Source organism: Paracidovorax citrulli (assembly GCF_900100305.1).
Taxonomy (GTDB): domain Bacteria; phylum Pseudomonadota; class Gammaproteobacteria; order Burkholderiales; family Burkholderiaceae_C; genus Paracidovorax; species Paracidovorax citrulli.
In genome coordinates this window covers 187,172-208,733 of record NZ_FNEY01000003.1, presented here as the reverse complement: position 1 = coordinate 208,733, position 21,562 = coordinate 187,172, and the positions used below count along the sequence as shown (strand labels likewise).

Genomic DNA, 21,562 nt, shown 5'->3' with positions numbered 1-21,562 from the left:
ACGGCACCATGTCCGCCCCACGCACCGCTTCCTCCCCCGCGCCCGGCCTGCGCCTGCAGGCGCGCCGGCTGACCAAGCGCTACGGCGCGCGCGACGTGCTGCGCGAGGCGCAGCTCACGATCGAGCCCGGCGAGTTCGTCGCCATCGTCGGCCGCAGCGGCTGCGGCAAGAGCACGCTGCTGCGGCTGGTCGCCGGCCTGGAGGCCGCGAGTGCCGGGACGCTGGAGATCGACGGCAGGCCCGTCGATGGACTGCACGGCGGCACCCGCATCATGTTCCAGGAAGCGCGCCTGCTGCCATGGCGGCGCGTGCTGGACAACGTCACCCTCGGCCTGCCCGCGGGCTCGCAGGAGCGCGGCCGCGAGGTGCTCGCCCAGGTAGGCCTGGCGGACCGCGCCGGCGAGTGGCCGGCGCGCCTGTCCGGCGGCCAGCGCCAGCGCGTGGCCCTGGCCCGGGCGCTGGTCCACCAGCCGCGCCTGCTGCTGCTGGACGAGCCCCTGGGCGCGCTGGACGCGCTCACGCGCATCGAGATGCAGCGCCTCATCGAAGGGCTGTGGCTGCGGCACCGTTTCACCGCGCTGCTGGTCACGCACGACGTGCAGGAAGCCGTGGCCCTGGCCGACCGCGTGGTGCTCATCGAGGACGGCCGCATAGCCCTGGACGAGCGCGTCCCGCTCCCGCGGCCCCGCTCGCACGGCGACGCGGCGTTCGCGGCGCTCGAGAAGCGCATCCTCGACCGGGTGCTTCGGAAGCCGGCGGCCGAGCCGCCCGGGGACGACGGCGCATGGCCGGGCGTTCCGGCGCACGGCCTGCGCTGGGCGATCTGAGCCGCACGGTTTCCATCCTTCTTTCTTTCTTTCTTTCTTCCTCTTTTCCACCACCACAGGAGTCATCCCATGTCCATCCAGGCCATCAACGTGCGCAACCAGTTCAAGGGCAAGGTCCGCGAGATCATCCGCGGCGACGTCGTCTCGGAGGTCGATGTCGAAACACCCTGGGGCATCGTCACTTCCGTCATCACCACCCGCTCGGTGGACGACCTCGGGCTGCAGGTCGGCTCCGACGTGGTCGCGCTGGTGAAATCGACCGAAGTCTCCATCGCCAAGCTCTGACGTGCAGGGGCGGGGGCAGCGCACCGCTGCCGGCCCTGGCGCCCGCGCGTTGATCCCCCACGCGTTGACCCCCGTACGGTTATCGGCCGCATAACAACAGGAAAGCCCGGCGAACCCATGAATTTCCAGCAACTGCGTTCCGTGCGCGAGGCCGTGCGCACGGGTTTCAACCTCACCGACGTGGCCCGCATCCTCCACACGTCCCAGCCCGGCGTGAGCCGGCAGATCCGCGAGCTGGAGGAGGAACTGGGCCTGGAGATCTTCGTGCGCGCGGGCAAGCGGCTCACGGGGCTCACCCCGCCGGGATCCACGCTGCTGCCCATCGTCGAGCGACTGCTGCTGGAGGCGGAGAACCTGCGGCGCGCCGGGCACGACTTCCGCGCCAGCGGGGAAGGGCGCCTGTCCATCGCGGCCACGCACTCGCAGGCACGCTATGCCCTGCCGCAGGTGGTGCGCGATTTCCGGGCGCTGTTCCCGCAGGTCACCCTGCACCTGCACCAGGGCTCGCCCCGGCAGGTGGCCGAGATGCTGCTCTCGGGCGAGGCCGACATCGGCGTCGCCACGGAGGCGCTGGCGGGCTATGGCGAACTGGTCACGCTGCCCTGCTACCGCTGGTCCCACAGCATCGTGGTGCCGCCGGGCCACCCGCTGCTCGACCTGCCCGAGCCGCCCACCCTGCTGCAATTGGCGCGCTTTCCCATCATCACCTACGAGCTGGGCTACACCGGACGCGCCCACATCGACGAGGCCTTCGCCCGCGAAGGACTGCAGCCGGACGTGGTGCTCACCGCCATGGACGCGGACGTGATCAAGACCTATGTGGAACTGGACATGGGGGTGGGCATCGTCGCCTCCATCGCGCTGGACCCGGAGCGCGACCGCCACCTGCGCATGATCGATGCGCGCCATCTGTTCGAAGTCAACCTCACCCGCCTGGGGTTGCGGCGCGGCAGCTGGCTGCGCGGCTACGCCTACCGCTTCATCGAGGCCTTCGTTCCCACCCTCACGCGCGAGGCTGTGGACGAGGCGCTGCGCGCCGCGCGCTGACCGGGGATCGCCGCGGCTGCAGCACCTAGCCTTTGCGCCGGGCGAGGATCCACCGGGCCAGGGTCCGCGCTTCTTCCTCCCCGATGCGCGGGTGCCGCGGCATGAGCGCGCGGCCCCATTCGCCCGCGCCGCCGTTGCGGATCTTGCCGGCAAGGTAGGTTTCTGCATTCCTGTCGGCGCGGTAGCGTTCGGCGATCTCCGCGAACCCGGGGCCCACGTAGGTGCGCACCATGGCGTGGCAGCGCATGCAGCCGTGCTCGCGCACGAGGTCGCCGGCGTCCGCCCGGGCGGGTGCCGGCAGGGCCGCCGCCAGGCAGAGGGCGGCCGCGGCCAAGGCCCGTGCGGCGTGGGGGAGGGCGGTGGATGGCAGCGGCATCGGATCGGTGGAAGCCCGGGACGGGCTAAGGCGATGCGCCGAGTATGCCGCCATCGCCGGCCCGCATCGCGCGGGCTTTTTTTGGGCTGCGGCTGTGCTGCATGCGCCGCTTACACTTCCGCCAGGGGCCGTGCCGTCCCCGCGTCCGACGGAGTCCATCGATGAGAACTGGAGCATGGCGACGTTTCGCCGCGGCATGCCTGGCCGTGTGGACGGCACACGCTGCCGCGCAGCCTTCCGATTGCACCCTGGCGGCCGGCCCCGCCTGCTACCAGCGCTTCGAGCCACCCGGCGCCGGGGGCATGCTGAACTACTACGCGTCGCTGGTGCCCGGCGAGGGCGCGGCGCCGACGCAGGCGCTCATTGCCCTGCACGGCCACCCGCGCGATGCCGGCAAGACCTTCGGCGCCGCGCTGCGGGCCGCGCGCGATGCCGGTGCGCTGCGTGACACCCTGGTGGTGGCGCCCGTGTTCCAGGTCGCGGCGGACCAGGCTGCACGGTGCCGTTCCCCGGGCGTCCCCGCCGCGCAGGCCGGTGACCTGCTGTGGACCTGCCGTTCCTGGATCGAAGGCGGCCCGTCGGCCAATGGCGAGCGCATCTCCTCGTTCGCGGCGATGGACGCGCTGGTGGCCGAGCTCGTGCGGCGCTGGCCCGGCCTGCGCACCGTCACCGTCGCAGGCTTTTCCGCCGGCGGGCAGATGGTGCAGCACTACATCGGCTTCGCGAACCCGGCGCCGGCCGGCGCGTCCGCTTCCGCCTCCACCGTCGCCCTGCGCTACGTGGTGGCCGACCCCGGCACCTGGCTGTACTTCGACGCCTGGCGCCCCCATCCGCCCACGGACGGCTCCTGCCCGGGCGTGAACCGCTGGAAGTACGGCACCGACGGCCTGCCCGGCAGCCTGGGGCGCAGCGCCGCCCGGGCGCGCGCGCACTACGCCACCGCCGATGTCCACTACCTCGAAGGGGCGCTGGACAGCAGCGACGCCAGGGGCACGTACTACGGCATCCTCGACAAGTCGTGCGCGGCCATGGCCCAGGGGCCGTACCGCCTGCAGCGCGGACTGGCCTACGCGGAGTACGACCGGACGCTGCTGGCGCCCGGCCGGCGGCGCGGGGTGGTCGTGGTGCCCGGCTGCGCCCACGACGTGGCGTGCGTGTTCCCGTCGGAAGCGGCGCGCGCCGTACTGCTGGGCCGCTGACCGCCGCCTGCCTTCCCCTGCCACCTCCTGGGGCGTGGTTTGGCGGCGTTGGCTGACGCGGCCGCGCCGTCCGGCGGGGCACCATCGGGCCAGGGCCTGCGACGCGGGCCCATCCCTCCCTACGAACACGACCATGGCATCCAAAGAGAAGGAAGAAGCGCCGGTGTCCGCCGCCGCGGCCGAGCGCGAGGAAAAAGCCCGGCTCGCCCTGTGCGCGGCGGGTCCGCACGGCGACATGGAGCTGGCGTCCGTCACCATCGACGACTACAGCCTCGAACTGCGCGACGGTGACGGCTTCGCGGGCGACAACGCCAGCCGCACCGCGTTCCGGCACATGCTGGATGCCTGGCGCACCCTCTATGCCGACATGGCCGGCAAGGACCCGCTGGGCGACAAGCCCACGTGCGAAATCAGCAAGCAGCGCCTGGACGAAATGCTGGCCAGGGACGGCGTGGCGGCCCGGGCGATCGAGGCGGCCTCGGAAGACTATGCACAGCAGTTCGCCCACGTGGTCCTGCGCTTCCTGCAGCACAAGACCTGGAAGGGCGTGGAGCGCGTGATCGTGGGCGGAGGCTTCCACCAGAGCGAGGTGGGCGAGCGCGCCATCGCCCGCGCGGCCGACCTCGTCGCGGAGGAGCTCCAGCGCAAGAAGAAGGACCCGGTGGAACTGCGCCTGCTGCACCACCATGCCGACGAGGGCGGCCTGATCGGCTGGGTGCACCTGGCGCCGCCCGCGCTGCTGCAGAGCTACGACGCGATCCTGGCGGTGGACATCGGCGGCACCAACGTGCGCTGCGGCATCGTGCAGACCCACCTGCATTCCGCGCCCGACATGTCCAGGGCCGAGGTGCTGCGCCGCGAGAAATGGGGCCATGCGGACGATGCCCCGCACCGCGACGAGCTCGTGGACGGCATCGCCGGCATCCTGGAGGGTCTGGTCGAGCATGCCCGGAAGAAGGAGCTGAGCCTCGCGCCTTTCGTGGGCGTCGCCTGCCCGGGCCTGGTCTGCGAAGACGGCTCGCTCGCCGGCGGCACGCAGAACCTGCCGGGCAACTGGGAGAGCATCCGCTTCCACCTGCCGCGCGACCTGTGCGAGCGCCTGCCGGCCATCAACGGCGGCCGCACCCAGGTCTGCCTGCACAACGACGCCGTGGTGCAGGGGCTCTCGGAACTGCCCTTCACCCAGGACGTGGAGCGCTGGGCCGTGCTCACCGTGGGCACGGGCCTGGGCAACGCGAGCTACACCAACCGCACCCCGCACCAGCGCGCCCGGCGGTGAGCGGCCCCGCGCGGGGCAGGGCCGGCCCCGCGGCGCGGCGAACGGCAGGCCCGGCTCGATAGAATCGGGGGTTACGCTTCACAACAATCCCCGCGGCTGCGCCCGTCGCAGCGCGCTCCACGCACTCGAGGCTCGCCGCCCTTTCGCCCATGACGAAACCGACCCCGCCGTCGTCCGTTGCCGACATCCGCAAGAGTTTTCTGGACTTCTTCGCCTCCAAGGGCCACACCGTGGTGCCGTCCAGCCCGCTGGTGCCGGGCAACGACCCCACGCTGATGTTCACCAACTCCGGCATGGTGCAGTTCAAGGACGTGTTCCTGGGCACCGACAAGCGCCCCTACGTGCGGGCCACGTCCGTGCAGGCCTGCCTGCGCGCCGGCGGCAAGCACAACGACCTGGAGAACGTGGGCTACACCGCGCGCCACCACACCTTCTTCGAGATGCTCGGCAACTGGTCCTTCGGCGACTATTTCAAGCGCGACTCGCTGAAGTGGGCCTGGGAGCTGCTCACCGAAGTCTATGGCCTGCCGAAGGAGCGCCTGCTGGCCACCGTGTATGCCGAGGACGACGAGGCCTACGACATCTGGACGAAGGAGATCGGACTGCCGCCCGAGCGCGTGATCCGCATCGGCGACAACAAGGGCGGCCGCTACAAGTCCGACAACTTCTGGATGATGGCCGACACCGGCCCCTGCGGCCCGTGCTCCGAGATCTTCTACGACCACGGCCCCCACATCCCCGGCGGTCCCCCGGGCAGCCCCGATGAGGACGGCGACCGCTTCATCGAGATCTGGAACAACGTGTTCATGCAGTTCGACATGGCGGAAGACGGCTCCGTCACGCCGCTGCCCGCGCCCTGCGTCGATACCGGCATGGGCCTGGAGCGCCTCGCGGCCATCCTGCAGCACGTGCACAGCAACTACGAGATCGACCTGTTCGCCGCGCTCATCCAGGCCGCTGCGCGCGAGACCGGCACCGCCGGCCTCGCCAACCCGTCGCTCAAGGTCATCGCCGACCACATCCGTGCCACCGCGTTCCTCGTGAGCGACGGCGTGATCCCCAGCAACGAAGGCCGCGGCTACGTGCAGCGCCGCATCGTGCGCCGCGCCATCCGCCACGGCTACAAGCTCGGCCGCAAGACGCCGTTCTTCCACAGCCTCGTGAAGGATCTCGTGGCCCAGATGGGCGACGCCTATCCGAAGCTGCGCGAGCAGGAGCAGCGCATCACCGAGGTGCTCAAGGCCGAGGAAGAGCGCTTCTTCGAGACGCTCGCCAACGGCATGGACATCCTCGACGCGGCCCTGGGCGGCGGCGCGAAGGTGCTGCCCGGCGACGTGGCCTTCAAGCTGCACGACACCTACGGCTTCCCGCTCGACCTGACCAACGACGTTTGCCGCGAGCGCGGCGTGACGGTGGACGAGGACGGCTTCAAGGCCGCCATGGACCGCCAGAAGGCCCAGGCGCGTGCCGCCGGCAAGTTCAAGATGGACAAGGCGCTCGAGTACGGCGGCGAGGCCAACCGCTTCAGCGGCTACGACGGCCTGACCGAAAGCGCGAAGATCGTGGCGATCTACGTGGACGGCACGAGCGCGCAGGCGCTGGAGGCCGGGCAGAACGGCGTGGTGGTGCTCGACAACACCCCGTTCTATGCCGAAAGCGGCGGCCAGGTGGGCGACCAGGGCGTGATCCACGCGGGTGGCGCGCGCTTCGCCGTGGACGACACCCTCAAGATCCGCGCCGACGTCTATGGCCACCACGGCCGCCTGGAGTCCGGCACGCTGCGCGTGGGCGATGCCGTGCAGGCAGAGGTCGATGCCGCGCTGCGCGCCGCGACCATGCGCAACCATTCGGTCACGCACATCATGCACAAGGCCCTGCGCGAAGTGCTGGGCAGCCACGTGCAGCAGAAGGGCTCGCTGGTGAATGCCGAGCGCACGCGCTTCGACTTCGCGCACAACGCACCGGTCACCGACGCGCAGATCCGCGAGATCGAGCGCCGCGTGAACGAGGAGATCCTCGCCAACACGCCGACCGGTGCCCGCGTGATGGACATCGAATCCGCCCAGAAGACCGGCGCCATGATGCTGTTCGGCGAGAAGTACGGCGAAACCGTGCGCGTGCTCGACATCGGCACCAGCCGCGAGCTGTGCGGCGGCACGCACGTCGCCCGCACGGGCGACATCGGCCTCTTCAAGGTGGTGGGCGAGAGCGGCGTGGCCGCGGGCGTGCGCCGCATCGAGGCGGTGACGGGCGCCGGCGCGCTGGCCTACCTGCAGCAACTGGAAGACACCGTCGCCAAGGCGGCGGGCGCGCTGCGGGCCCCGGCCGCGGAGATCACGGGCCGCATCGGCCAGGCGCTCGACCAGGTCAAGGCGCTCGAGCGCGAAGTCGCGGCCCTCAAGGGCAAGCTGGCTTCCAGCCAGGGCGACGAACTGGCCGGCCAGGCGGTGGACGTGAAGGGCCTGAAGGTGCTGGCCGCCACGCTGCCGGGCGCGGATGCCAAGACCCTGCGCGACACCATGGACAAGCTCAAGGACAAGCTCAAGAGCGCGGCCATCGTGCTGGCGGCGGTGGACGGCGCCAAGGTGCAGATCGCGGCGGGCGTCACGCCGGATGCGATGGCGAAGGTGAAGGCCGGCGAACTGGTGAACTTCGTCGCCAGCCAAGTGGGCGGCAAGGGCGGCGGCAAGCCCGACATGGCGATGGCCGGCGGCACGGATGCCGCGGCGTTGCCCGCGGCGCTGGCCTCCGTGGCCGCGTGGGTGGGCGAGCGCGCCTGACCGGAGCGCCGGGCCCAGAGCAGAAGGCCCGCCTGCGCGGGCCTTTTTGCATTCAAGAGACAGCTGGAGTGCAGCGGGGCGTGGGCCGGAACACTGCCCCGGCCGGCCCGGTCAGAACAGTTCGACGTTGTCGTTCGCGACCTTGGCGTGCAGATGGCCCTCGCGCACCAGGTCGTCGTAGTAGCACACGCGGTTGCGGCCGTGTTCCTTGGCGTAGTAGAGCGCCTGGTCCGCCTGGCCCAGGATCTCCACCGGGGCGCCGCGCTCCGTGCTCGCGAAGCCCAGGCTCACCGTGACGCGGCCCACCTGCGGGAAGTCGTATTCCTGCACGGCGATGCGGAACCGGTTGAAGGCCTTGTGGGCGGTGGCGAGCGTCGTCGAGCGCAGCAGAACCACGAACTCCTCCCCGCCGAAGCGGAAGATGCGGTCGTGCCCGCGGAAGGAGTTGCGCAGGATGTTGGCGACGAGGATCAGCACCTCGTCGCCGTACAGGTGACCGAAGCGGTCGTTGACCTGCTTGAAGTGGTCGATGTCCACCACGGCCAGCCAGTGCTGCGGCGCCTCGCCGCGCGGCTCGGACGCATCGGCCGGCTCGGTGGGCGCCTGTCTCGCCGCGTTGCTGGACACGCCGCCGCGCCGGGCGAACTGCTCGTCGAAGGTCTTGCGGTTGAAGAGGCCGGTCAGCGCGTCGCGCTCGCTGTAGTCCAGCAGGCTCTGGTAGTTCTGATAGACGAAGAAGACGCTCTGGATCACGTCGAGCTTGTGGGCCGAGAAGGGCCGCGACTGCGTGACTTCGATGCAGGCATGCACCGAATCGTGCAGCCACACCGGCAGCCACAGCATGTGCTCGCCGCGCCGCACGGACTGCAGCACGTGCGGCCGGCGCTGCGCGATGCATTCATGCAGCGCCGGGAATGCCGACAGCGGTTCGCGCCGCGGATCGACCGGGGCTTCCCAGTCGCTGGTGACCATCTGCCCGTCCTGGTGCCAGGTGCGTGGCCGCACGCAGGCTTCACCCCCCGACTCGAAGATCTCCAGCGCGCGCACCGCCTTGATGGAAGGAAGCTTGTGCAGCGTGGACAGGACCGACACTTCCAGCCGCAGGTGATCGCGATGGCCGGTCATTTCGACCAGGTTGTCGAGGATGGGCTTCATGGAAGGGGGCCGGGCGTTGCGACGGATGCGCGGCGCTGCCTGTCAGGCCACGCGCCGGAAGAGGATATCCCACACGCCGTGGCCCAGGCGCAGGCCCCGGTTCTCGAACTTGGTGAGCGGGCGGTAGTCGGGCTGCGGCGCGTAGCCGTCGGCAGAGTTGGCCAGCAGCGGCTCCGCCGAGAGCACCTCCAGCATCTGCTCCGCATAGGGTTGCCAGTCGGTCGCGCAGTGCAGGTAGCCCCCGGGCTTCAGCCGCCGCGCGAGCTTGGCCACGAGCGGTGGCTGGACCAGCCGCCGCTTGTTGTGGCGCTTCTTGTGCCAGGGGTCCGGAAAGAAGATGTGCACGCCGTCGAGGCTGCCTTCCGGGAGCATGTGGTCGATCACCTCCACGGCGTCGTGCTGCAGGATGCGGATGTTGGTCAGGCCCCGTTCGCCGATGCGCTTGAGCAGGGCGCCGACGCCCGGCTCGTGCACTTCGCAGCACAGGAAGTCGTCCTGCGGCCGCACGCCGGCGATGTGGGCCGTGGCTTCTCCCATGCCGAAGCCGATCTCCAGGATGAGTGGCGCGGCGCGGCCGAAAGCGGCTTGCGCGTCGAGCGGCCCGGGGGTGTAGTCGAGCACGAACTGCGAGCCGAAGGTCTCCAGGGCCTTGGCCTGTCCGGTGGTGGTGCGGCCGGCGCGGCGGACGTAGCTCTTGATCGCCTTGGGAAAGGCAACATCGGCGGGCGGCGAGCCGTTGCCGGCAGGCGCGCGCGAAGGGGTGTGGCCGGTATCGGCCGGGATGGAATGCATGACTGTCACGATGGCCGATTGTAGATTCGCGGCCATGCCTGCGCCCACCACGCCAGCGCCTCGCCGACGGTGGTGTCGTGCGGATGCTGCAGAGGCGGCAGCCCCAGCGCGCCGGCCGCTGCGCGGAGCGCCGCCAGAGGGTTCGAGGTGTCCACCGCCGGCGCGCCGTGCTGTTTGGAGAGTTTCTCTCCATCCGGTGCGCGCACCAGGGACGTGTGCAGGTAGGAGGGGGCCCCGGCCCCGAGGGCGTGCTGCAGAAGAATCTGCCTGGGCGTGTTGTCCAGCAGGTCTTCCCCGCGGACCACGTGCGTCACTCCCTGGTCGGCATCGTCCACCACCACGGCGAGCTGGTAAGCCCAGAGGCCGTCCGCGCGGCGCAGCACGAAGTCGCCCACCACCTCCGCCACGTCCTGCGTGCGCGGTCCCAGGCGCCGGTCGGTCCAGGCCACGCCGCCCGCATGGATGGCGGGGCGGTCCTGCGCCTGCGCGGCGGCCTGCGGGGCAAATTTCTTCTGGTATTCCGACGTGCGAAACCGCCAGGACCGGGGCGGGCGCCCGCCCAGGCCATTGCGGCAGGTGCCCGGATAGGGCAGCTCCGAATGGCGGTCGCGCGCGCCGTGGTGCAGCCGATGCGCGCGCTCGATGTCCGCGCGGGTGCAGGCGCACGGGTAGGCCAGCCCTGCGTGCGCCAGATGCTCCAGCTGCTCGGCATACCGCGCGTGGCGTGCCGACTGCCACCACACCGCGCCGTCCGGCACGAGGCCGCAGTCCGCGAGCTGCCGCAGAATCGTCTCCGCCGCGCCGGGCTGGCAGCGTGGCGTGTCCACGTCTTCGATGCGCACCAGCCAGATGCCGCCGCGGCCATCGTCCGCGGAGCGCGCGTCCAGCCAACTGGCCAGCGCGGCCACCAGCGAGCCCGCATGCAGCGGGCCGGTGGGCGAGGGCGCGAAGCGGCCTACATAGCGTCGGCCCGCGGCCGGGGCTTGCGTGGATGCGGCCGGGGAGACGCTCATGCCACCGCGAGCGCGAGTTCGAGCCCCGCAACGAACGCGTCCTCGACCCGGTGGCCCAGGCACCAGTCGCCCGCCAGCCCGATGCCGGCCGCGGCGTCCCACAGGTGGCTGCGCCCCAGTGGCCGCGTCGTCTGCGCGTCGGGCCAGTACAGCACTTCCGCATGGACGGGCGCGGCGCGCAGGCCGGTCACCTCCGCGAAGGCCTTGAGCAGCTTGGCCTGCACGCGGGCGGGTGCATCGTTGCGGTGTTCCGACGACCATGCGGGGCTGGCCTGCGCCGTCCAGCGCTCCACGGGGGCGCGGCCCGGCTTCGACGACTCGCGCGCGACCCAGGCGATGCGGTGGTGCGTGCTGCGCGCGGCGTTCCATTGCGGCCCGAGCGTCGTGAGGCCGGGCTGCACGGCATGGGGGTAGGCCACCATCAGCGTCCAGCACGGCGCTGCCTCCACCGCATGCAATCCGGCCGCGAGCCCGGGCGCGACGTCCGAGGCCTGCAGCAGGGCACTGGCCTGGGCGGCCGGAATGAGCAGCAGCACCGCATCGAAGCCCGCGTGCACCTGCCGGCCCCCGTCCTGCGACAGGGTATGCAGCTGCCAGCGGCCCGGCTGCACGGGGTCGGCGCCGATGCGGGTCACCCGCGCATCCGGCAACAGGCGGCCCGCCTGCTCCAGGGGCTGTGCCCACGCGGCCAGCAAGGACTGCATGCCGGGCGTGGCCACCCAGTGCGGTTCGCGTGGCGGCGGCGCGGCGGCGGCCGTGCGTCCCGCGGCATCCAGCACCTTGACGGTGCTCGCGCTCCAGGGGCGGCACAGCCCGGGCACGGTTTCCAGCGCGCGCGCGAAGCGCGCATCGCGCACGGTGAAGTACTGGGCGCCGGCATCGAAACCTCCGAACGCCGATTCCACCGTCGCCATCCGGCCGCCGGGGCGGCGGGCCTGCTCGAAGACGACCGGCGCGTGCCCGGCCTGCGCCAGGGTGCGGGCGCAGGCGATGCCGGCCATTCCCGCGCCGACCACGGCGATGCGCCGGGCGGACGGGGGTGGCCCGCCGGTGCCGGCGGAAGCGCCTGGGGATGGCGTGCGGGAACGGGAGCGGGAAGAAGTCATGGTCCGGCCTTTCATGGATACATGGGTGCGAGACGCCGCGGCGCGCCTCAGAACGGATGGTGGTTTTCCAGCAGCGCCGCGCGGGTGGCGGGGCTCTCGAGCTGCTGCAGCCACCACGCCAGGGCGCGGCCCGGCGGGGCATGCCCGGGGCCGCCCCAGGCATAGTGCAGGCGCACGCGGCGCGCGGGCCGCGCGACCTCGCGGACGACCAGCCGCCCGGCCTCGACATAGGGCCGCACCATGGGCTCCGGAAGAAACCCGGCGCCCAGCCCGCGCAACTGGGCCTGCAGCTTGGTCTGCATGCTGTCCACCGTGAACACGTCCTGCCCGCCCAGCAGGCCCATGGTCACGCCGCCGTGCTGCGCCGAGTCGGCCACGGCGATGGCCCGGTGCTGGCGCAGCACCGTGTCGGTGAGCGGGCCGGGCGCGGTGGCGAGCGGATGGTGCGGCGCCACGGTGAAGAGGAACAGCAGGTCGCCGATCACCTTGCCCTGCACGCCGGAGGCGTTGGTGGCGTTCACCGCCACGCCCAGCGCCAGGTCCGCCCTGCCGGAGGTCAGGGCCTCGAGCGTGCCAGTGAGGATGTCGTCGCGCAGCTTGAGCCGGGTCGGGGGCGACTGCGCATAGAAGGCCTCCACGAGTTCCAGCAGGGTGGTGGGGGAGATCACCCCGTCCACCGCGATGGTGAGCTGGGGCTCCCACCCGGTCGCCACCCGGCGCACGCGGTGCGCGACGGCCTCCACCTCCTCGAGCAGGCGGGCGCCTTCGCGCAGCAGTTCGCTGCCCGCCTCGGTGGGCCGGGCCTGGCGGGCGCTGCGGTCGAACAGCAGCACGTCCAGCGCCTCTTCGATCTGCCGCACCCGGTAGGTGAGCGCGCTGGGCACCACGCCGAGCTGCCGCGCCGCCGCGGCGAAGCTGCCGGTTTCCGCGATCACCTGCAGCATGGCCAGGCTGTCGGGCGTGAGGGCGTCGCGGGCGGGGGGAGGAACCGGCATCGGGGAAAAAGCTTCAAAGGTTTTGAATGATGCCTTCAATCGCACTGCGTCCGCAAGTTGCACGCGGCTTCTAAAGTGCCAGCACTGCCTGACACCCGCCCATGTTGACCGTCCGCAAATCGTGCGACCGGGGCCATGCCGACCACGGCTGGCTGCGATCGCTCCACAGCTTCTCCTTCGCCGGCTATCGCGACCCCCGGTACATGGGCTTCGGCAACCTGCGCGCCCTGAATGAGGAATGGATCGCTCCCGGCGCCGGCCTGGGTCTGCACGGCGACCGCGACATGGAAATCCTCAGCTACGTGCTGTCCGGCCGGCTGGGCAGCCGCGATTGCAGAGGCCGGGTGCAATGCGTCGCCGCGGGCCACGTGCAGCGCATGGCGGGCGGCGATGGCGCCACCCGCGCTGAATTCAACCCGCAGCCCGACCAGCCCGCGCACTACCTGCAGATCTGGATCGCGCCGCGGGCCCCGGGCATGGCGCGGGAGTACGCGCAGGTTCCGGGCCCCGCGGGCCGCGGGAGCGGAAGGCTGCATCTGCTGGCCGCCCCGGCAGCCGCGCCGGACGTGCTGGGGCTGCAGGCCGATGCCTGCTTCTATGCAGGACTTTTCGACGGCATGGATGTCGCCGAGCTGCCCCTGGACCCCGCCCGCAAATGCTACGTGCACCTGTTGCGTGGCACGCTGCAGGCCAACGGCAGGACGCTGGCCGCGGGCGACGCCGCCTTCGTGGAAAGCGAGGGCCGACTGGCCCTGGGCCGGGGCAGCGATGCCGAGGTGCTGGTGTTCGACCTCGCCGCATGAAACCCGCCATGCGGCCCGGACGACGCACCGCCGACACGGCATATTCCAACCCATCATTTCCCCACTAGGAGTCATTTCCATGGCAAAGATCGCAGTCGTCTTCCATTCCGGCTACGGCCATACCCAGCGCCTGGCACAGGCCGTCGCCGAGGGCGCCAACGCCCAGCTCATCGCCATCGACGCGGACGGCAACCTGCCCGAGGGCGGCTGGGAGGCCCTGGCCGAAGCCGACGGCATCATCTTCGGCACCCCGACGTACATGGGCAGCCCGAGCTGGCAGTTCAAGAAGTTCGCGGACGCGTCCTCCAAGGCCTGGTTCGGCCGCGCGTGGCAGGACAAGGTGTTCGGCGGCTTCACGAACAGCGCCAGCCTGAACGGCGACAAGCAGGTGACCCTGATCGCCCTGCAGACGCTGGCCTCGCAGCACGGCGGCATCTGGGTGAGCCTGGGCATGCTGCCCGCCAACAGCAAGGCGGCCACGCGCAACGACCCCAACAACCTCGGCGGCTCCGTCGGCCTGCTGGCGCAGTCGCCGTCGGACGCGAGCGTGCAGGAAATGCTGCCCGGCGACCTGGAAACCGGCCGGGCCTACGGGGCGCGCGTCGCCCGCATCGCGCAGCAGCTGCGCGGCTGACGCGGCGCGCGCCGGCGGCCCCTTGGCATGGCCGGCGCATGGCTTTTTCCATGCCGGCGGGTTACGCTGGCACCGCCCCTGTTCCCGAAAGGACCGCCCGTGGATACCAATGCGCCTCGTCCCCCGTCTGCCGGCGATGCCGCGCCGCCGTTCCTGCTGCTCGGCGGCCATGCCAAAGACCTGGGCGGCGGCTTCGTGGTGCGCAGGCTGCTGCCCGCGCTGCAGCGCCGCTCCATCGGGCCTTTCGTATTCTTCGACCATTTCGGGCCGGTCACCGTCGAGCCCGCGTCCGAATACGACGTGCGGCCGCATCCGCACATCGGGCTGGCCACGGTCACGTACCTGTTCGAGGGGGCGATCACGCACCGCGACAGCCTGGGGTCCGTCTGCGAGATCGCTCCCGGCGCCATCAACTGGATGACGGCAGGCCGCGGCATCGTGCACTCGGAGCGGCGCCCCGAGCGGCTGCGCAGCGCGGCCTATGTGAACCACGGGCTGCAGCTGTGGGCGGCGCTGCCGGAAGCGCATGCCGAGGTGGAGCCCTCGTTCGTCCACACGGCCGCGGAGGCCATTCCCGAGATCCACGACGGCCGGGGCGTGCGCGTGCGCGTGCTGGTCGGCAGCGCCTTCGAGGCCACCTCACCCGTCGCCACCCTCGCGCCGACCCTCTATCTCGACATCCTGCTGCCCGCGGGTGCCGGACTGCTGCTGCCTCCGCTGGCGGAGGAAATGGCCGTGTATGCCGTGGAGGGCGCGTGCCGGCTGGAGGATGGCGCCGGGCGCCCGGCCGACCTGCCTGCCGGCATGCTCGCCATTCCGCAGGCCCCGGGTCCGGTTCGGCTGCAGGAGGCCACCGGCAGCGGGCCCGCGCGTTGCGTGGTCGTCGGCGGCGCGCCGCTCGATGGTCCGCGGCACATCTGGTGGAATTTCGTGTCCTCGCGCAAGGAGCGCATCGAGCAGGCCGCCGACGACTGGGACGCCATGCGCATGGGCGTGGTGCCGGGAGACCCCGAGCGCATCCCGCTGCCGGAGCGGCACTTCAAACGCTGACCTTCAGGCGCTGACCCTGCCGCAGGCCGGTCCGCGCCCCGTGGCTGTCGCGGCCTATGCGGAGGCCGGCCCGTCCGCGGGGCCCGATCCGGATGCGGACAGGTCGGGCGCCAGCACTTCGCGCTCATCGAAGACGAAGCACCCGCCCCGGTAGTGGGCTCCGTCGGTCTGCTCGAAGTATTTCAGGATGCCGCCCTCGAGCTGGTACACGTGCCCGATGCCTTCCTCGCGCATGAGGATGGCCGCCTTCTCGCAGCGGATGCCCCCGGTGCAGAAGCTCACGACCGTCTTGCCTTCCAGCTCCGCCTTGTGGGCGCGCAGGGCGGGAGGGAATTCGGTGAACTTCGCGATCCGCCAGTCGATGGCGCCCTCGAAGGTGCCGTGGTCCACCTCGAAAGCGTTGCGCGTGTCCAGCGTCACCACGGGGCGGCCCGTGTCGTCGTGGCCCTGGGCGAGCCAGCGGCGCAGCGTGGGCGCGTCCACGGAGGGCGCGCGTCCGTCGGCGGGCCGGATGGCGGGGTGGTCCATGCGGATGATCTCGCGCTTGACCTTCACCAGCATCTTGCGGAAGGGCTGGGACGCCGACCAGCTCTCCTTGGGCTGCAGAGCGGCGAAGCGCGCATCCGTGTCCCGCAGCCACTGCACGAAACCCCGCACGGCGCGCGCCGGCCCGGCCAGGAACATGTTGATGCCTTCTTCCGCCAGCAGGATGGTGCCCTTGAGGCCGTCTTCCACGCACCGTGCATGCAGGCGGTCGCGGAGCTGCCCGGCGTCGGGCAGCGGAACGAACAGGTAGCAGGAGATGTTGAGAACGTCGTCGTGGTGCATCGCGATGGAGGGGGCCGGGCAGACGGGCAGGCCGCCTGCCAGGCGCCTTCAGGCCGCCGGCGTGAGCAGCGTGGAGTCGATCTTGTTGGCCAGCTGCGCGATGGCCAGGGCGGCAGGGCAGCCGGGCATCTGCATCAGCAGCAGCTGGCGCCGCATGACCGCATCGCGCACCGCCGTGTCGGCTGGGATGTCTCCCAGGTGCAGCAGCCGCATAGGGCGACCCGAATCCGTGCTGACGAAGCGGTCGAGCACCTGCTGGAGCTGGCCCGTGATCGCCCGGCCGTCACCCGGCCGCGCGGCCTGGTTCACGATCAGGCGCACGTACTGGCGCTTCTGCTGCGTCGCCAGCACCTTGATCGCCGCGTATGCGTCCGTGAGGGAGGTGGGTTCGGGCGTGGCCACGATGAGCACTTCCGAGGCGAGCGAGACGGAGAACAGCACCACGTCGGAGATGCCGGCGCCGGTGTCGAGCAGGAGCACGTCGTAGCGCGGCGCCAGCGTCTGGATGACGTTGAGGAACTCGCTGCGCACCTCGGGGGTGAGCCGCGAATACTCGACCATGCCCGATCCGGCGAGCACGACGGAGAACCCGCCCGGGGCCTCGATCACGGCATCGTCCAGTTCCGCCTTGCCGACGAAGACGTCGTGCAGCGTCACCTTGGGATGCAGGTTCAGGACCACGTCCAGGTTCGCGAGGCCGAGGTCGGCGTCGAGCACGAGCACGCGGTAGCCGCGCCGCGTGAGGGCCGCGGCAAGATTGGCGGAAACGAAGGTCTTGCCCACACCTCCCTTGCCGCTGGTGATGGCAATGATGCGGGCACCGGCTGGCGCCTGGGGCGCAGCGGACGTGGTGCGGGGTGACAGCGCGTCGGTCATCTCTTTGCTTTCAATAGGCGCTGCCTGTGGAATCCAAGGGAGGGGGAACGTCGCCCCAACCCGAGGGAGTGTACAGCGGGCCGAAAAGCAAACTCTTCTCTTCGGCGCTCACCGTGCTGTCCGGCTGTTCTTCGATGCTGACCCGGTTGCGTCCAGCCAGCTTGGCCTTGTAGAGCTGGCTGTCCGCGCGCTCCGTCCACAGCAGCGTGGTGCTGCGGATCCACTGGAGCGCGAACGCGCCGCCGATGCTGACGGTGACGTTGAGTTCGACCGTCGGCGAGATGCGGACGGGGGTGCGCTCCACCGCGCGGCGGATGCGCTCTGCCACCACCTTGCCGAAACCGGCCTGGCAGGCGGGCAGGACCACGGCGAATTCCTCGCCGCCGTAGCGCGACAGGGTGTCCATGGGCCGGACGCAGCGGCTCAGGGTGCGCGCGATCGACTGCAGGACGATGTCGCCGGCCATGTGGCCGTGGGTGTCGTTGACCCGCTTGAAGTTGTCGATGTCGAGCATCAGCAGCAGCGCAGCCTCGCCCGCGCGCGTGACGCGGTCGATCTCGCGCTCGAGCACGGTCCGGAAATGCCGCCGGTTCGCCAGGCCCGTGAGCGGGTCCTTCAACGAAAGCTCGCAGAGGCCGTCGATCAGGCCCTGCAGGTAATGCCGGGGCGATTCCCTGGGGATGGCGGCTTCGGAGCCCAGCGCCTGCGCGACCAGGGCGTGCGCCGTCGTCAGGCGCAGGTCGCGCAGGTCCACAAGTGGGGGGGTCGCGGAGTCAGACACAAAATGCAACAAACAATGTCCGTGAAGTGTATCAGCGGCTGCCCCGCCATAGGTAACTACAAAGGTAAACGTTGCAATGCCAGCAGGGCTTCGGCGTCGGTGCGGTAGAGCACCAGGCCCGGGCCCTCCAGCAAACCCGCGCGGCGCAGCACCTGCTCGACAGGAAGTTTCATGCCGCTCACGTGCAGTGCGCCACCGTGGGAGCGGGCCAGGGCCCGCAGCCGGCCGAAGCACTCAACGCCGGTCACGTCGATGCGGTTGATCGGCAGCGCGAACAGGCAGATATGCCGCACCTCGGAATGTGCCGCAAGTTCTTCCGAAATGCGTTGTTCCAGCGCAGCAGCGGACGCGAAATCCAGTTCCGCGTCCATCCGCACACCCAGAAGACCGGGCGCGAGCGGCGGCAATTGCCACAGGTGGCGGTCGCGCAGGCTGCCGTCCGGGTGCAGCCCGACTTCGATGATGCGCGGATGCAGCCGCTGGTAGAGGAAATGGCTCAGGTTCAGCACCAGTCCCGCCAGCACTCCCCAGTACATGCGCGGCGCGGTCGCGAGCGTGAGGAAGAACGTCATCCCGCCGATGAGGGCCTCCACCCGGGAAATGCGCCAGAGCCGCAGCAGCACCGCCGGCCTGATGAGGCTGGTGACCGCCGCCACCACGACCGCCGCCAGCACCGACTGCGGCACGTGGTAGAGCGCCGGCATGAGCCACAGCAGCACCGCCAGGACCAGCGCCAGCGCGAACAGGGTGGCCCAGCCGCTTTTCGCGCCCGCGTACAGGTTGATCGCGGAGCGCGAGAACGATGCGCTGGTCGCGAAACTGCCGCAGAAACCCGACCCCATCTTCGCCAGACCGTGCGCGATGAGGTCCTGGTTCTCGTTCCAGCGCGTGCCGCCCTGCTGGTGCTCGACCTTGGCGGAGGAGGCGGTCTCCAGGAAGCTCACGAGGGTGACCACCAGCACGGGCATCAGCAACTGGCCGAACTGGTCCCACTCCAGCCAGCCCGGCCAGTAGAAGTGCGGCAGCCCGGAAGGCAGGTGGCCCACCACCGCGCCGTCCTGGTCGGCGTAGCCCAGGGCCCGGCTGACCAGGGCCGCGATGCCGACGATGACGATGGCCGAGGGAAAGGTGGGCCGCCAGCGGCGCGCCAGGGTCAGCAGGGCCAGGCTGCCGAGCCCGAAGGCCGCCGCCGTGCCGTCGAAGTGGTGTATGGACGGCGCGGTGGCCACCGCGTGCCAGGTGGTGCGCAGCCCCAGCAGCGCGGGCAATTGCGACGCCAGGATGAGCAGCGCGGCGGCCTGGGTGAAACCGTTGAGCACGGGCGACGTGACGAGGTTGAGCAGCCAGCCGAAGCGCACCGCGCCCAGCAGCAGTTGCACCAGTCCCGACAGGATGGCCATCCAGGCCGCCAGGGCCACCCATTCGGCGCTGCCCGGTTCCGCCATGCCGGTGAGGGAGGCCCCGATCAGCAGGGCGGTGAGGGCCGTGGGACCCACGCCCAGGCGGGTGGATGAACTCCACAGCACCGCGATCAACGCGGGCACGAGCGACGCGTAGATCCCCGTCACCAGCGGCATGCCGGCCAGGGCCGCGTAGGCCACGCCCTGGGGCACCAGCATCAGCCCCACGGTCATGCCGGCCCAGAACTCTCCCCGCAGCAACTGGGCGTCCGGCCGGGGCCACGCGAGAAAAGGGAACCAGCGCTGGAGCAGGCGCAGGCGGCCGGAGGTGCCGGCTTCCGGCGGCGCGGAGGAGGGCGCGGAGGAGGGGGCGGAGGACATGGGGGGATTCTCGCCTCAAGCGTCCTACGCCAGCTTCGGCATTGTCCGACCGCGGCGCGCTACGGTCGAGTCTAGAGTTCGTCATATTCCCGACGCTCCAAGGAAATCGCCATGACGCACGCCCACACCTCTTCCTCCAGCCCTTCCCGCAGCCCGCGTGTCATCGCCATCCTGTCGGCCACGGCGCTCGCTTTCGGGCTGGCGGCCTGCGACCGGAACGACGGGCAGACCGTCGGCCAGAAGATCGATTCCACCATCGAGCGTACGGGCGAAGCCGCCTCGGACGCACAGCGCCGCATGGAGGCCGCCGCCGCCGAGGCCAGCCAGGCGTCCCGCCAGGCGGCCGCGCGCGCAGCCGAGGTGATGGACGATGCCGGCATCAGCGCCAAGGTCAAGGCGGGCCTGGCCGAGGATGCCGAACTCAGCGCCATCCGCATCGACGTGGACACCCGCAACGGCATCGTCACCCTGAACGGCCCGGTCAAGAACGACGTGGCGCGCGAGCGCGCGACCCGCATCGCCCAGGGCGTGAAGGGCGTGAACTCGGTGGTGAACCAGCTGACGGTCACCCCGGGCACGACGGGCTGAAACGGGGCCGGTCCCCGGCCGAGGCGGGCGGCGATACCATCGCCGCATGACTTCCTCCGCATCCGACGCCACGCCGGGCTCCGGGCCCGACACCCGCCTGATCCACCATGCCTATGCGCCACCCGAGGGTTTTTGCGCCCCTCAGCCGGCGGTGCACAAGGCGTCCACCGTCATCTTCCCGGATGTCGCCGCGATGCGGGCGCGCGAGTGGAAGGACAAGACCGGCTACACCTACGGCCTGCACGGCACGCCCACGACCTACATCCTCGAGGAACGCCTCTGCGAACTGGAAGGCGGCCTGCAGTGCGTGCTGATGCCCAGCGGACTCGCGGCCATCGCCAACGTGGCGCTGGCTTTGCTGCGCAGCGGCGACGAGGTGCTGATCCCGGACAACGCCTACGGACCCAACAAGGCGCTGGCCGAGGTGGAACTGGCGCACTACGGCATCCGCCATGCGTACTACGATCCGCTGGATCCCGCCGACCTGGCGGCCCGCATCACGCCCGACACCCGGCTGGTGTGGCTGGAAGCCCCGGGCTCCGTCACGCTGGAGTTCCCGGACTTGGCCGAACAGGTGCGCATCTGCCGCGAGCGCGGCGTGACCAGCGCGCTCGACAATACCTGGGGCGCGGGTATCGCCTTCCGGCCCTTCGACCTGCTCGGCGACGGCCGGCTGGGCGTGGACATCTCGGTCCATGCCCTGACCAAGTACCCCAGCGGCGGTGGCGACGTGCTCATGGGCAGCGCGATCACCCGCGACCCGGCCCTGCACCTGCGCATCAAGCTCACCCACATGCGCCTGGGCCTGGGCGTGGGCGCCAACGATGCCGAGGCGGTCCTGCGTTCGCTGCCCAGCGTCGGATTGCGGTACCGCGCGCATGACGCGGCTGCGCGCGAATTGGCCGCCTGGATGGGCGGGCAGCCCGCCGTCGCCCAGGTGCTGCACCCCGCGCTGCCGGGTTCGCCGGGGCACGCGCACTGGGCCGCTCTCTGCGCGCGCGGCGCGGGGCAGGGCGCCGCGGCCGGCCTGTTCAGCGTGGTCATCGACGAGCGCCATGGCCAGGACCGGGTCGATGCCTTCTGCGACGGCCTGCGGCTCTTCAAGCTCGGCTACAGCTGGGGCGGGCCCATGAGCCTGGTGGTGCCTTACGAGCTGCGGACGATGCGCGCGCGGCCCACGGCGCACGTGCGGCCCGGCACCGTGGTGCGCTTTTCCGTGGGGCTGGAGAACGTGGAAGACCTGCGCAGCGACCTCGCGCAGTCGCTCGCCGCCGCGTTTCCGGCCTGACGGGCGGGACGCTCCCGCCGGGCCGCGGGCTGTCCGGCGCGCCATGGCGGCGTGCCATGCCAGGGCGGGGCAAGGGGTC

21 protein-coding genes are annotated in these 21,562 nt (G+C 71.1%); 11 read left to right on the top strand and 10 right to left on the bottom strand.

The window, feature by feature from the left end:
- Positions 1-8: 8 nt before the first annotated feature.
- The 3 genes from BLR99_RS03415 to BLR99_RS03405 all read left to right on the top strand — a co-directional run bounded on the left by BLR99_RS03415 (position 9) and on the right by BLR99_RS03405 (position 2,159).
- Positions 9-827 (top strand): ATP-binding cassette domain-containing protein, encoded by an 819-nt coding sequence (locus BLR99_RS03415; RefSeq protein WP_074686851.1) that lies wholly within the window; start codon positions 9-11, stop codon positions 825-827.
- A gap of 69 nt (positions 828-896) precedes the next feature.
- Entirely contained in the window at positions 897-1,112 is a 216-nt protein-coding gene (locus BLR99_RS03410; RefSeq protein ID WP_011796117.1) for a TOBE domain-containing protein, read from the top strand.
- Between the two features lie 117 nt (positions 1,113-1,229).
- Complete coding sequence (locus BLR99_RS03405) at positions 1,230-2,159, top strand: CysB family HTH-type transcriptional regulator (RefSeq protein ID WP_074686849.1); 930 nt, start codon at positions 1,230-1,232, stop codon at positions 2,157-2,159.
- A 25-nt stretch (positions 2,160-2,184) separates the two neighbouring features.
- Here the strand turns inward: BLR99_RS03405 and BLR99_RS03400 are convergent, their stop codons facing one another.
- A complete protein-coding gene (locus tag BLR99_RS03400) occupies positions 2,185-2,535 on the bottom strand; it encodes a c-type cytochrome (protein ID WP_017440402.1) in 351 nt (116 codons plus the stop codon).
- Between the two features lie 161 nt (positions 2,536-2,696).
- Here BLR99_RS03400 and BLR99_RS03395 point away from each other — a divergent pair, with 161 nt between their 5' ends.
- The 3 genes from BLR99_RS03395 (at position 2,697) to alaS (ending at position 7,793) form a co-directional block, all read left to right on the top strand.
- Entirely contained in the window at positions 2,697-3,734 is a 1,038-nt protein-coding gene (locus BLR99_RS03395; RefSeq protein ID WP_074686847.1) for a hypothetical protein, read from the top strand.
- A gap of 133 nt (positions 3,735-3,867) precedes the next feature.
- Positions 3,868-5,013 carry an ROK family protein gene (locus BLR99_RS03390; RefSeq protein WP_074686845.1) on the top strand — a complete coding sequence of 382 codons (1,146 nt, stop codon included), beginning with the start codon at positions 3,868-3,870 and terminating at the stop codon, positions 5,011-5,013.
- A 149-nt stretch (positions 5,014-5,162) separates the two neighbouring features.
- Positions 5,163-7,793, top strand: coding sequence for an alanine--tRNA ligase (alaS, locus tag BLR99_RS03385; protein ID WP_074686843.1), 2,631 nt, complete (start codon positions 5,163-5,165; stop codon positions 7,791-7,793).
- A gap of 111 nt (positions 7,794-7,904) precedes the next feature.
- On the opposite strand, the gene BLR99_RS03380 is transcribed toward alaS, so the two are convergent.
- The 5 genes from BLR99_RS03380 to BLR99_RS03360 are packed head-to-tail and all read right to left on the bottom strand — an operon-like array spanning position 7,905 to position 12,854.
- Entirely contained in the window at positions 7,905-8,948 is a 1,044-nt protein-coding gene (locus BLR99_RS03380; RefSeq protein ID WP_011796111.1) for a GGDEF domain-containing protein, read from the bottom strand.
- A 42-nt stretch (positions 8,949-8,990) separates the two neighbouring features.
- The gene (trmB, locus tag BLR99_RS03375; RefSeq protein ID WP_011796110.1) at positions 8,991-9,740 is read right to left on the bottom strand and encodes a tRNA (guanosine(46)-N7)-methyltransferase TrmB; all 750 of its coding nucleotides are present in this window, start codon (positions 9,738-9,740) and stop codon (positions 8,991-8,993) included.
- Positions 9,741-9,745: 5 nt separating this feature from the next.
- Positions 9,746-10,753, bottom strand: coding sequence for a tRNA glutamyl-Q(34) synthetase GluQRS (gene gluQRS / locus BLR99_RS03370; protein ID WP_074686841.1), 1,008 nt, complete (start codon positions 10,751-10,753; stop codon positions 9,746-9,748).
- Positions 10,750-11,859, bottom strand: coding sequence for an NAD(P)/FAD-dependent oxidoreductase (locus tag BLR99_RS03365; RefSeq protein ID WP_170838015.1), 1,110 nt, complete (start codon positions 11,857-11,859; stop codon positions 10,750-10,752). The genes gluQRS and BLR99_RS03365 overlap by 4 nt, the downstream gene beginning before the upstream one ends.
- Positions 11,860-11,906: 47 nt before the next feature.
- The gene (locus BLR99_RS03360; RefSeq protein WP_011796107.1) at positions 11,907-12,854 is read right to left on the bottom strand and encodes a LysR family transcriptional regulator; all 948 of its coding nucleotides are present in this window, start codon (positions 12,852-12,854) and stop codon (positions 11,907-11,909) included.
- A gap of 101 nt (positions 12,855-12,955) precedes the next feature.
- Between BLR99_RS03360 and BLR99_RS03355 the strand changes: the two genes are divergently transcribed.
- The 3 genes from BLR99_RS03355 to BLR99_RS03345 all read left to right on the top strand — a co-directional run bounded on the left by BLR99_RS03355 (position 12,956) and on the right by BLR99_RS03345 (position 15,341).
- Positions 12,956-13,657, top strand: a complete 702-nt coding sequence (locus BLR99_RS03355; protein WP_074686839.1) for a pirin family protein — start codon at positions 12,956-12,958, stop codon at positions 13,655-13,657.
- Positions 13,658-13,736: 79 nt separating this feature from the next.
- Entirely contained in the window at positions 13,737-14,291 is a 555-nt protein-coding gene (locus tag BLR99_RS03350; protein ID WP_011796105.1) for a flavodoxin family protein, read from the top strand.
- Between the two features lie 99 nt (positions 14,292-14,390).
- Complete coding sequence (locus BLR99_RS03345) at positions 14,391-15,341, top strand: pirin family protein (protein WP_011796104.1); 951 nt, start codon at positions 14,391-14,393, stop codon at positions 15,339-15,341.
- A gap of 54 nt (positions 15,342-15,395) precedes the next feature.
- On the opposite strand, the gene BLR99_RS03340 is transcribed toward BLR99_RS03345, so the two are convergent.
- The 4 genes from BLR99_RS03340 to BLR99_RS03325 form a co-directional block, all read right to left on the bottom strand.
- Positions 15,396-16,169, bottom strand: coding sequence for a sulfurtransferase (locus tag BLR99_RS03340; RefSeq protein ID WP_011796103.1), 774 nt, complete (start codon positions 16,167-16,169; stop codon positions 15,396-15,398).
- Positions 16,170-16,217: 48 nt separating this feature from the next.
- Entirely contained in the window at positions 16,218-17,045 is an 828-nt protein-coding gene (locus tag BLR99_RS03335) for a MinD/ParA family protein (RefSeq protein ID WP_011796102.1), read from the bottom strand.
- 10 nt (positions 17,046-17,055) lie between these two features.
- Positions 17,056-17,799, bottom strand: coding sequence for a GGDEF domain-containing protein (locus BLR99_RS03330; protein WP_017438803.1), 744 nt, complete (start codon positions 17,797-17,799; stop codon positions 17,056-17,058).
- A gap of 83 nt (positions 17,800-17,882) precedes the next feature.
- Complete coding sequence (locus BLR99_RS03325; RefSeq protein ID WP_011796100.1) at positions 17,883-19,607, bottom strand: SulP family inorganic anion transporter; 1,725 nt, start codon at positions 19,605-19,607, stop codon at positions 17,883-17,885.
- 111 nt (positions 19,608-19,718) lie between these two features.
- Here BLR99_RS03325 and BLR99_RS03320 point away from each other — a divergent pair, with 111 nt between their 5' ends.
- On the top strand, positions 19,719-20,195 hold the full coding sequence (locus BLR99_RS03320) for a BON domain-containing protein (RefSeq protein ID WP_011796099.1): 477 nt from the start codon (positions 19,719-19,721) through the stop codon (positions 20,193-20,195).
- Between the two features lie 46 nt (positions 20,196-20,241).
- Positions 20,242-21,483: a PLP-dependent transferase gene (locus BLR99_RS03315; protein ID WP_011796098.1), complete on the top strand. Its 1,242-nt coding sequence runs from the start codon at positions 20,242-20,244 to the stop codon at positions 21,481-21,483.
- Positions 21,484-21,562 lie beyond the last annotated feature (79 nt).

Bases quoted from the DNA above. Each gene is read 5' to 3' on its own strand.
- BLR99_RS03320 (WP_011796099.1), top strand. From the start codon at position 19,719: ATGACGCACGCCCACACCTCTTCCTCCAGCCCTTCCCGCAGCCCGCGT.
- gluQRS (WP_074686841.1), bottom strand. From the start codon at position 10,753: ATGAGCGTCTCCCCGGCCGCATCCACGCAAGCCCCGGCCGCGGGCCGA.
- BLR99_RS03405 (WP_074686849.1), top strand. From the start codon at position 1,230: ATGAATTTCCAGCAACTGCGTTCCGTGCGCGAGGCCGTGCGCACGGGT.
- BLR99_RS03360 (WP_011796107.1), bottom strand. From the start codon at position 12,854: ATGCCGGTTCCTCCCCCCGCCCGCGACGCCCTCACGCCCGACAGCCTG.
- BLR99_RS03340 (WP_011796103.1), bottom strand. From the start codon at position 16,169: ATGCACCACGACGACGTTCTCAACATCTCCTGCTACCTGTTCGTTCCG.
- BLR99_RS03410 (WP_011796117.1), top strand. From the start codon at position 897: ATGTCCATCCAGGCCATCAACGTGCGCAACCAGTTCAAGGGCAAGGTC.
- alaS (WP_074686843.1), top strand. From the start codon at position 5,163: ATGACGAAACCGACCCCGCCGTCGTCCGTTGCCGACATCCGCAAGAGT.
- BLR99_RS03400 (WP_017440402.1), bottom strand. From the start codon at position 2,535: ATGCCGCTGCCATCCACCGCCCTCCCCCACGCCGCACGGGCCTTGGCC.
- BLR99_RS03390 (WP_074686845.1), top strand. From the start codon at position 3,868: ATGGCATCCAAAGAGAAGGAAGAAGCGCCGGTGTCCGCCGCCGCGGCC.
- BLR99_RS03380 (WP_011796111.1), bottom strand. From the start codon at position 8,948: ATGAAGCCCATCCTCGACAACCTGGTCGAAATGACCGGCCATCGCGAT.
- BLR99_RS03315 (WP_011796098.1), top strand. From the start codon at position 20,242: ATGACTTCCTCCGCATCCGACGCCACGCCGGGCTCCGGGCCCGACACC.
- BLR99_RS03325 (WP_011796100.1), bottom strand. From the start codon at position 19,607: ATGTCCTCCGCCCCCTCCTCCGCGCCCTCCTCCGCGCCGCCGGAAGCC.
- BLR99_RS03365 (WP_170838015.1), bottom strand. From the start codon at position 11,859: ATGACTTCTTCCCGCTCCCGTTCCCGCACGCCATCCCCAGGCGCTTCC.
- BLR99_RS03335 (WP_011796102.1), bottom strand. From the start codon at position 17,045: ATGACCGACGCGCTGTCACCCCGCACCACGTCCGCTGCGCCCCAGGCG.
- BLR99_RS03395 (WP_074686847.1), top strand. From the start codon at position 2,697: ATGAGAACTGGAGCATGGCGACGTTTCGCCGCGGCATGCCTGGCCGTG.
- BLR99_RS03355 (WP_074686839.1), top strand. From the start codon at position 12,956: ATGTTGACCGTCCGCAAATCGTGCGACCGGGGCCATGCCGACCACGGC.
- BLR99_RS03415 (WP_074686851.1), top strand. From the start codon at position 9: ATGTCCGCCCCACGCACCGCTTCCTCCCCCGCGCCCGGCCTGCGCCTG.
- BLR99_RS03350 (WP_011796105.1), top strand. From the start codon at position 13,737: ATGGCAAAGATCGCAGTCGTCTTCCATTCCGGCTACGGCCATACCCAG.
- trmB (WP_011796110.1), bottom strand. From the start codon at position 9,740: ATGCATTCCATCCCGGCCGATACCGGCCACACCCCTTCGCGCGCGCCT.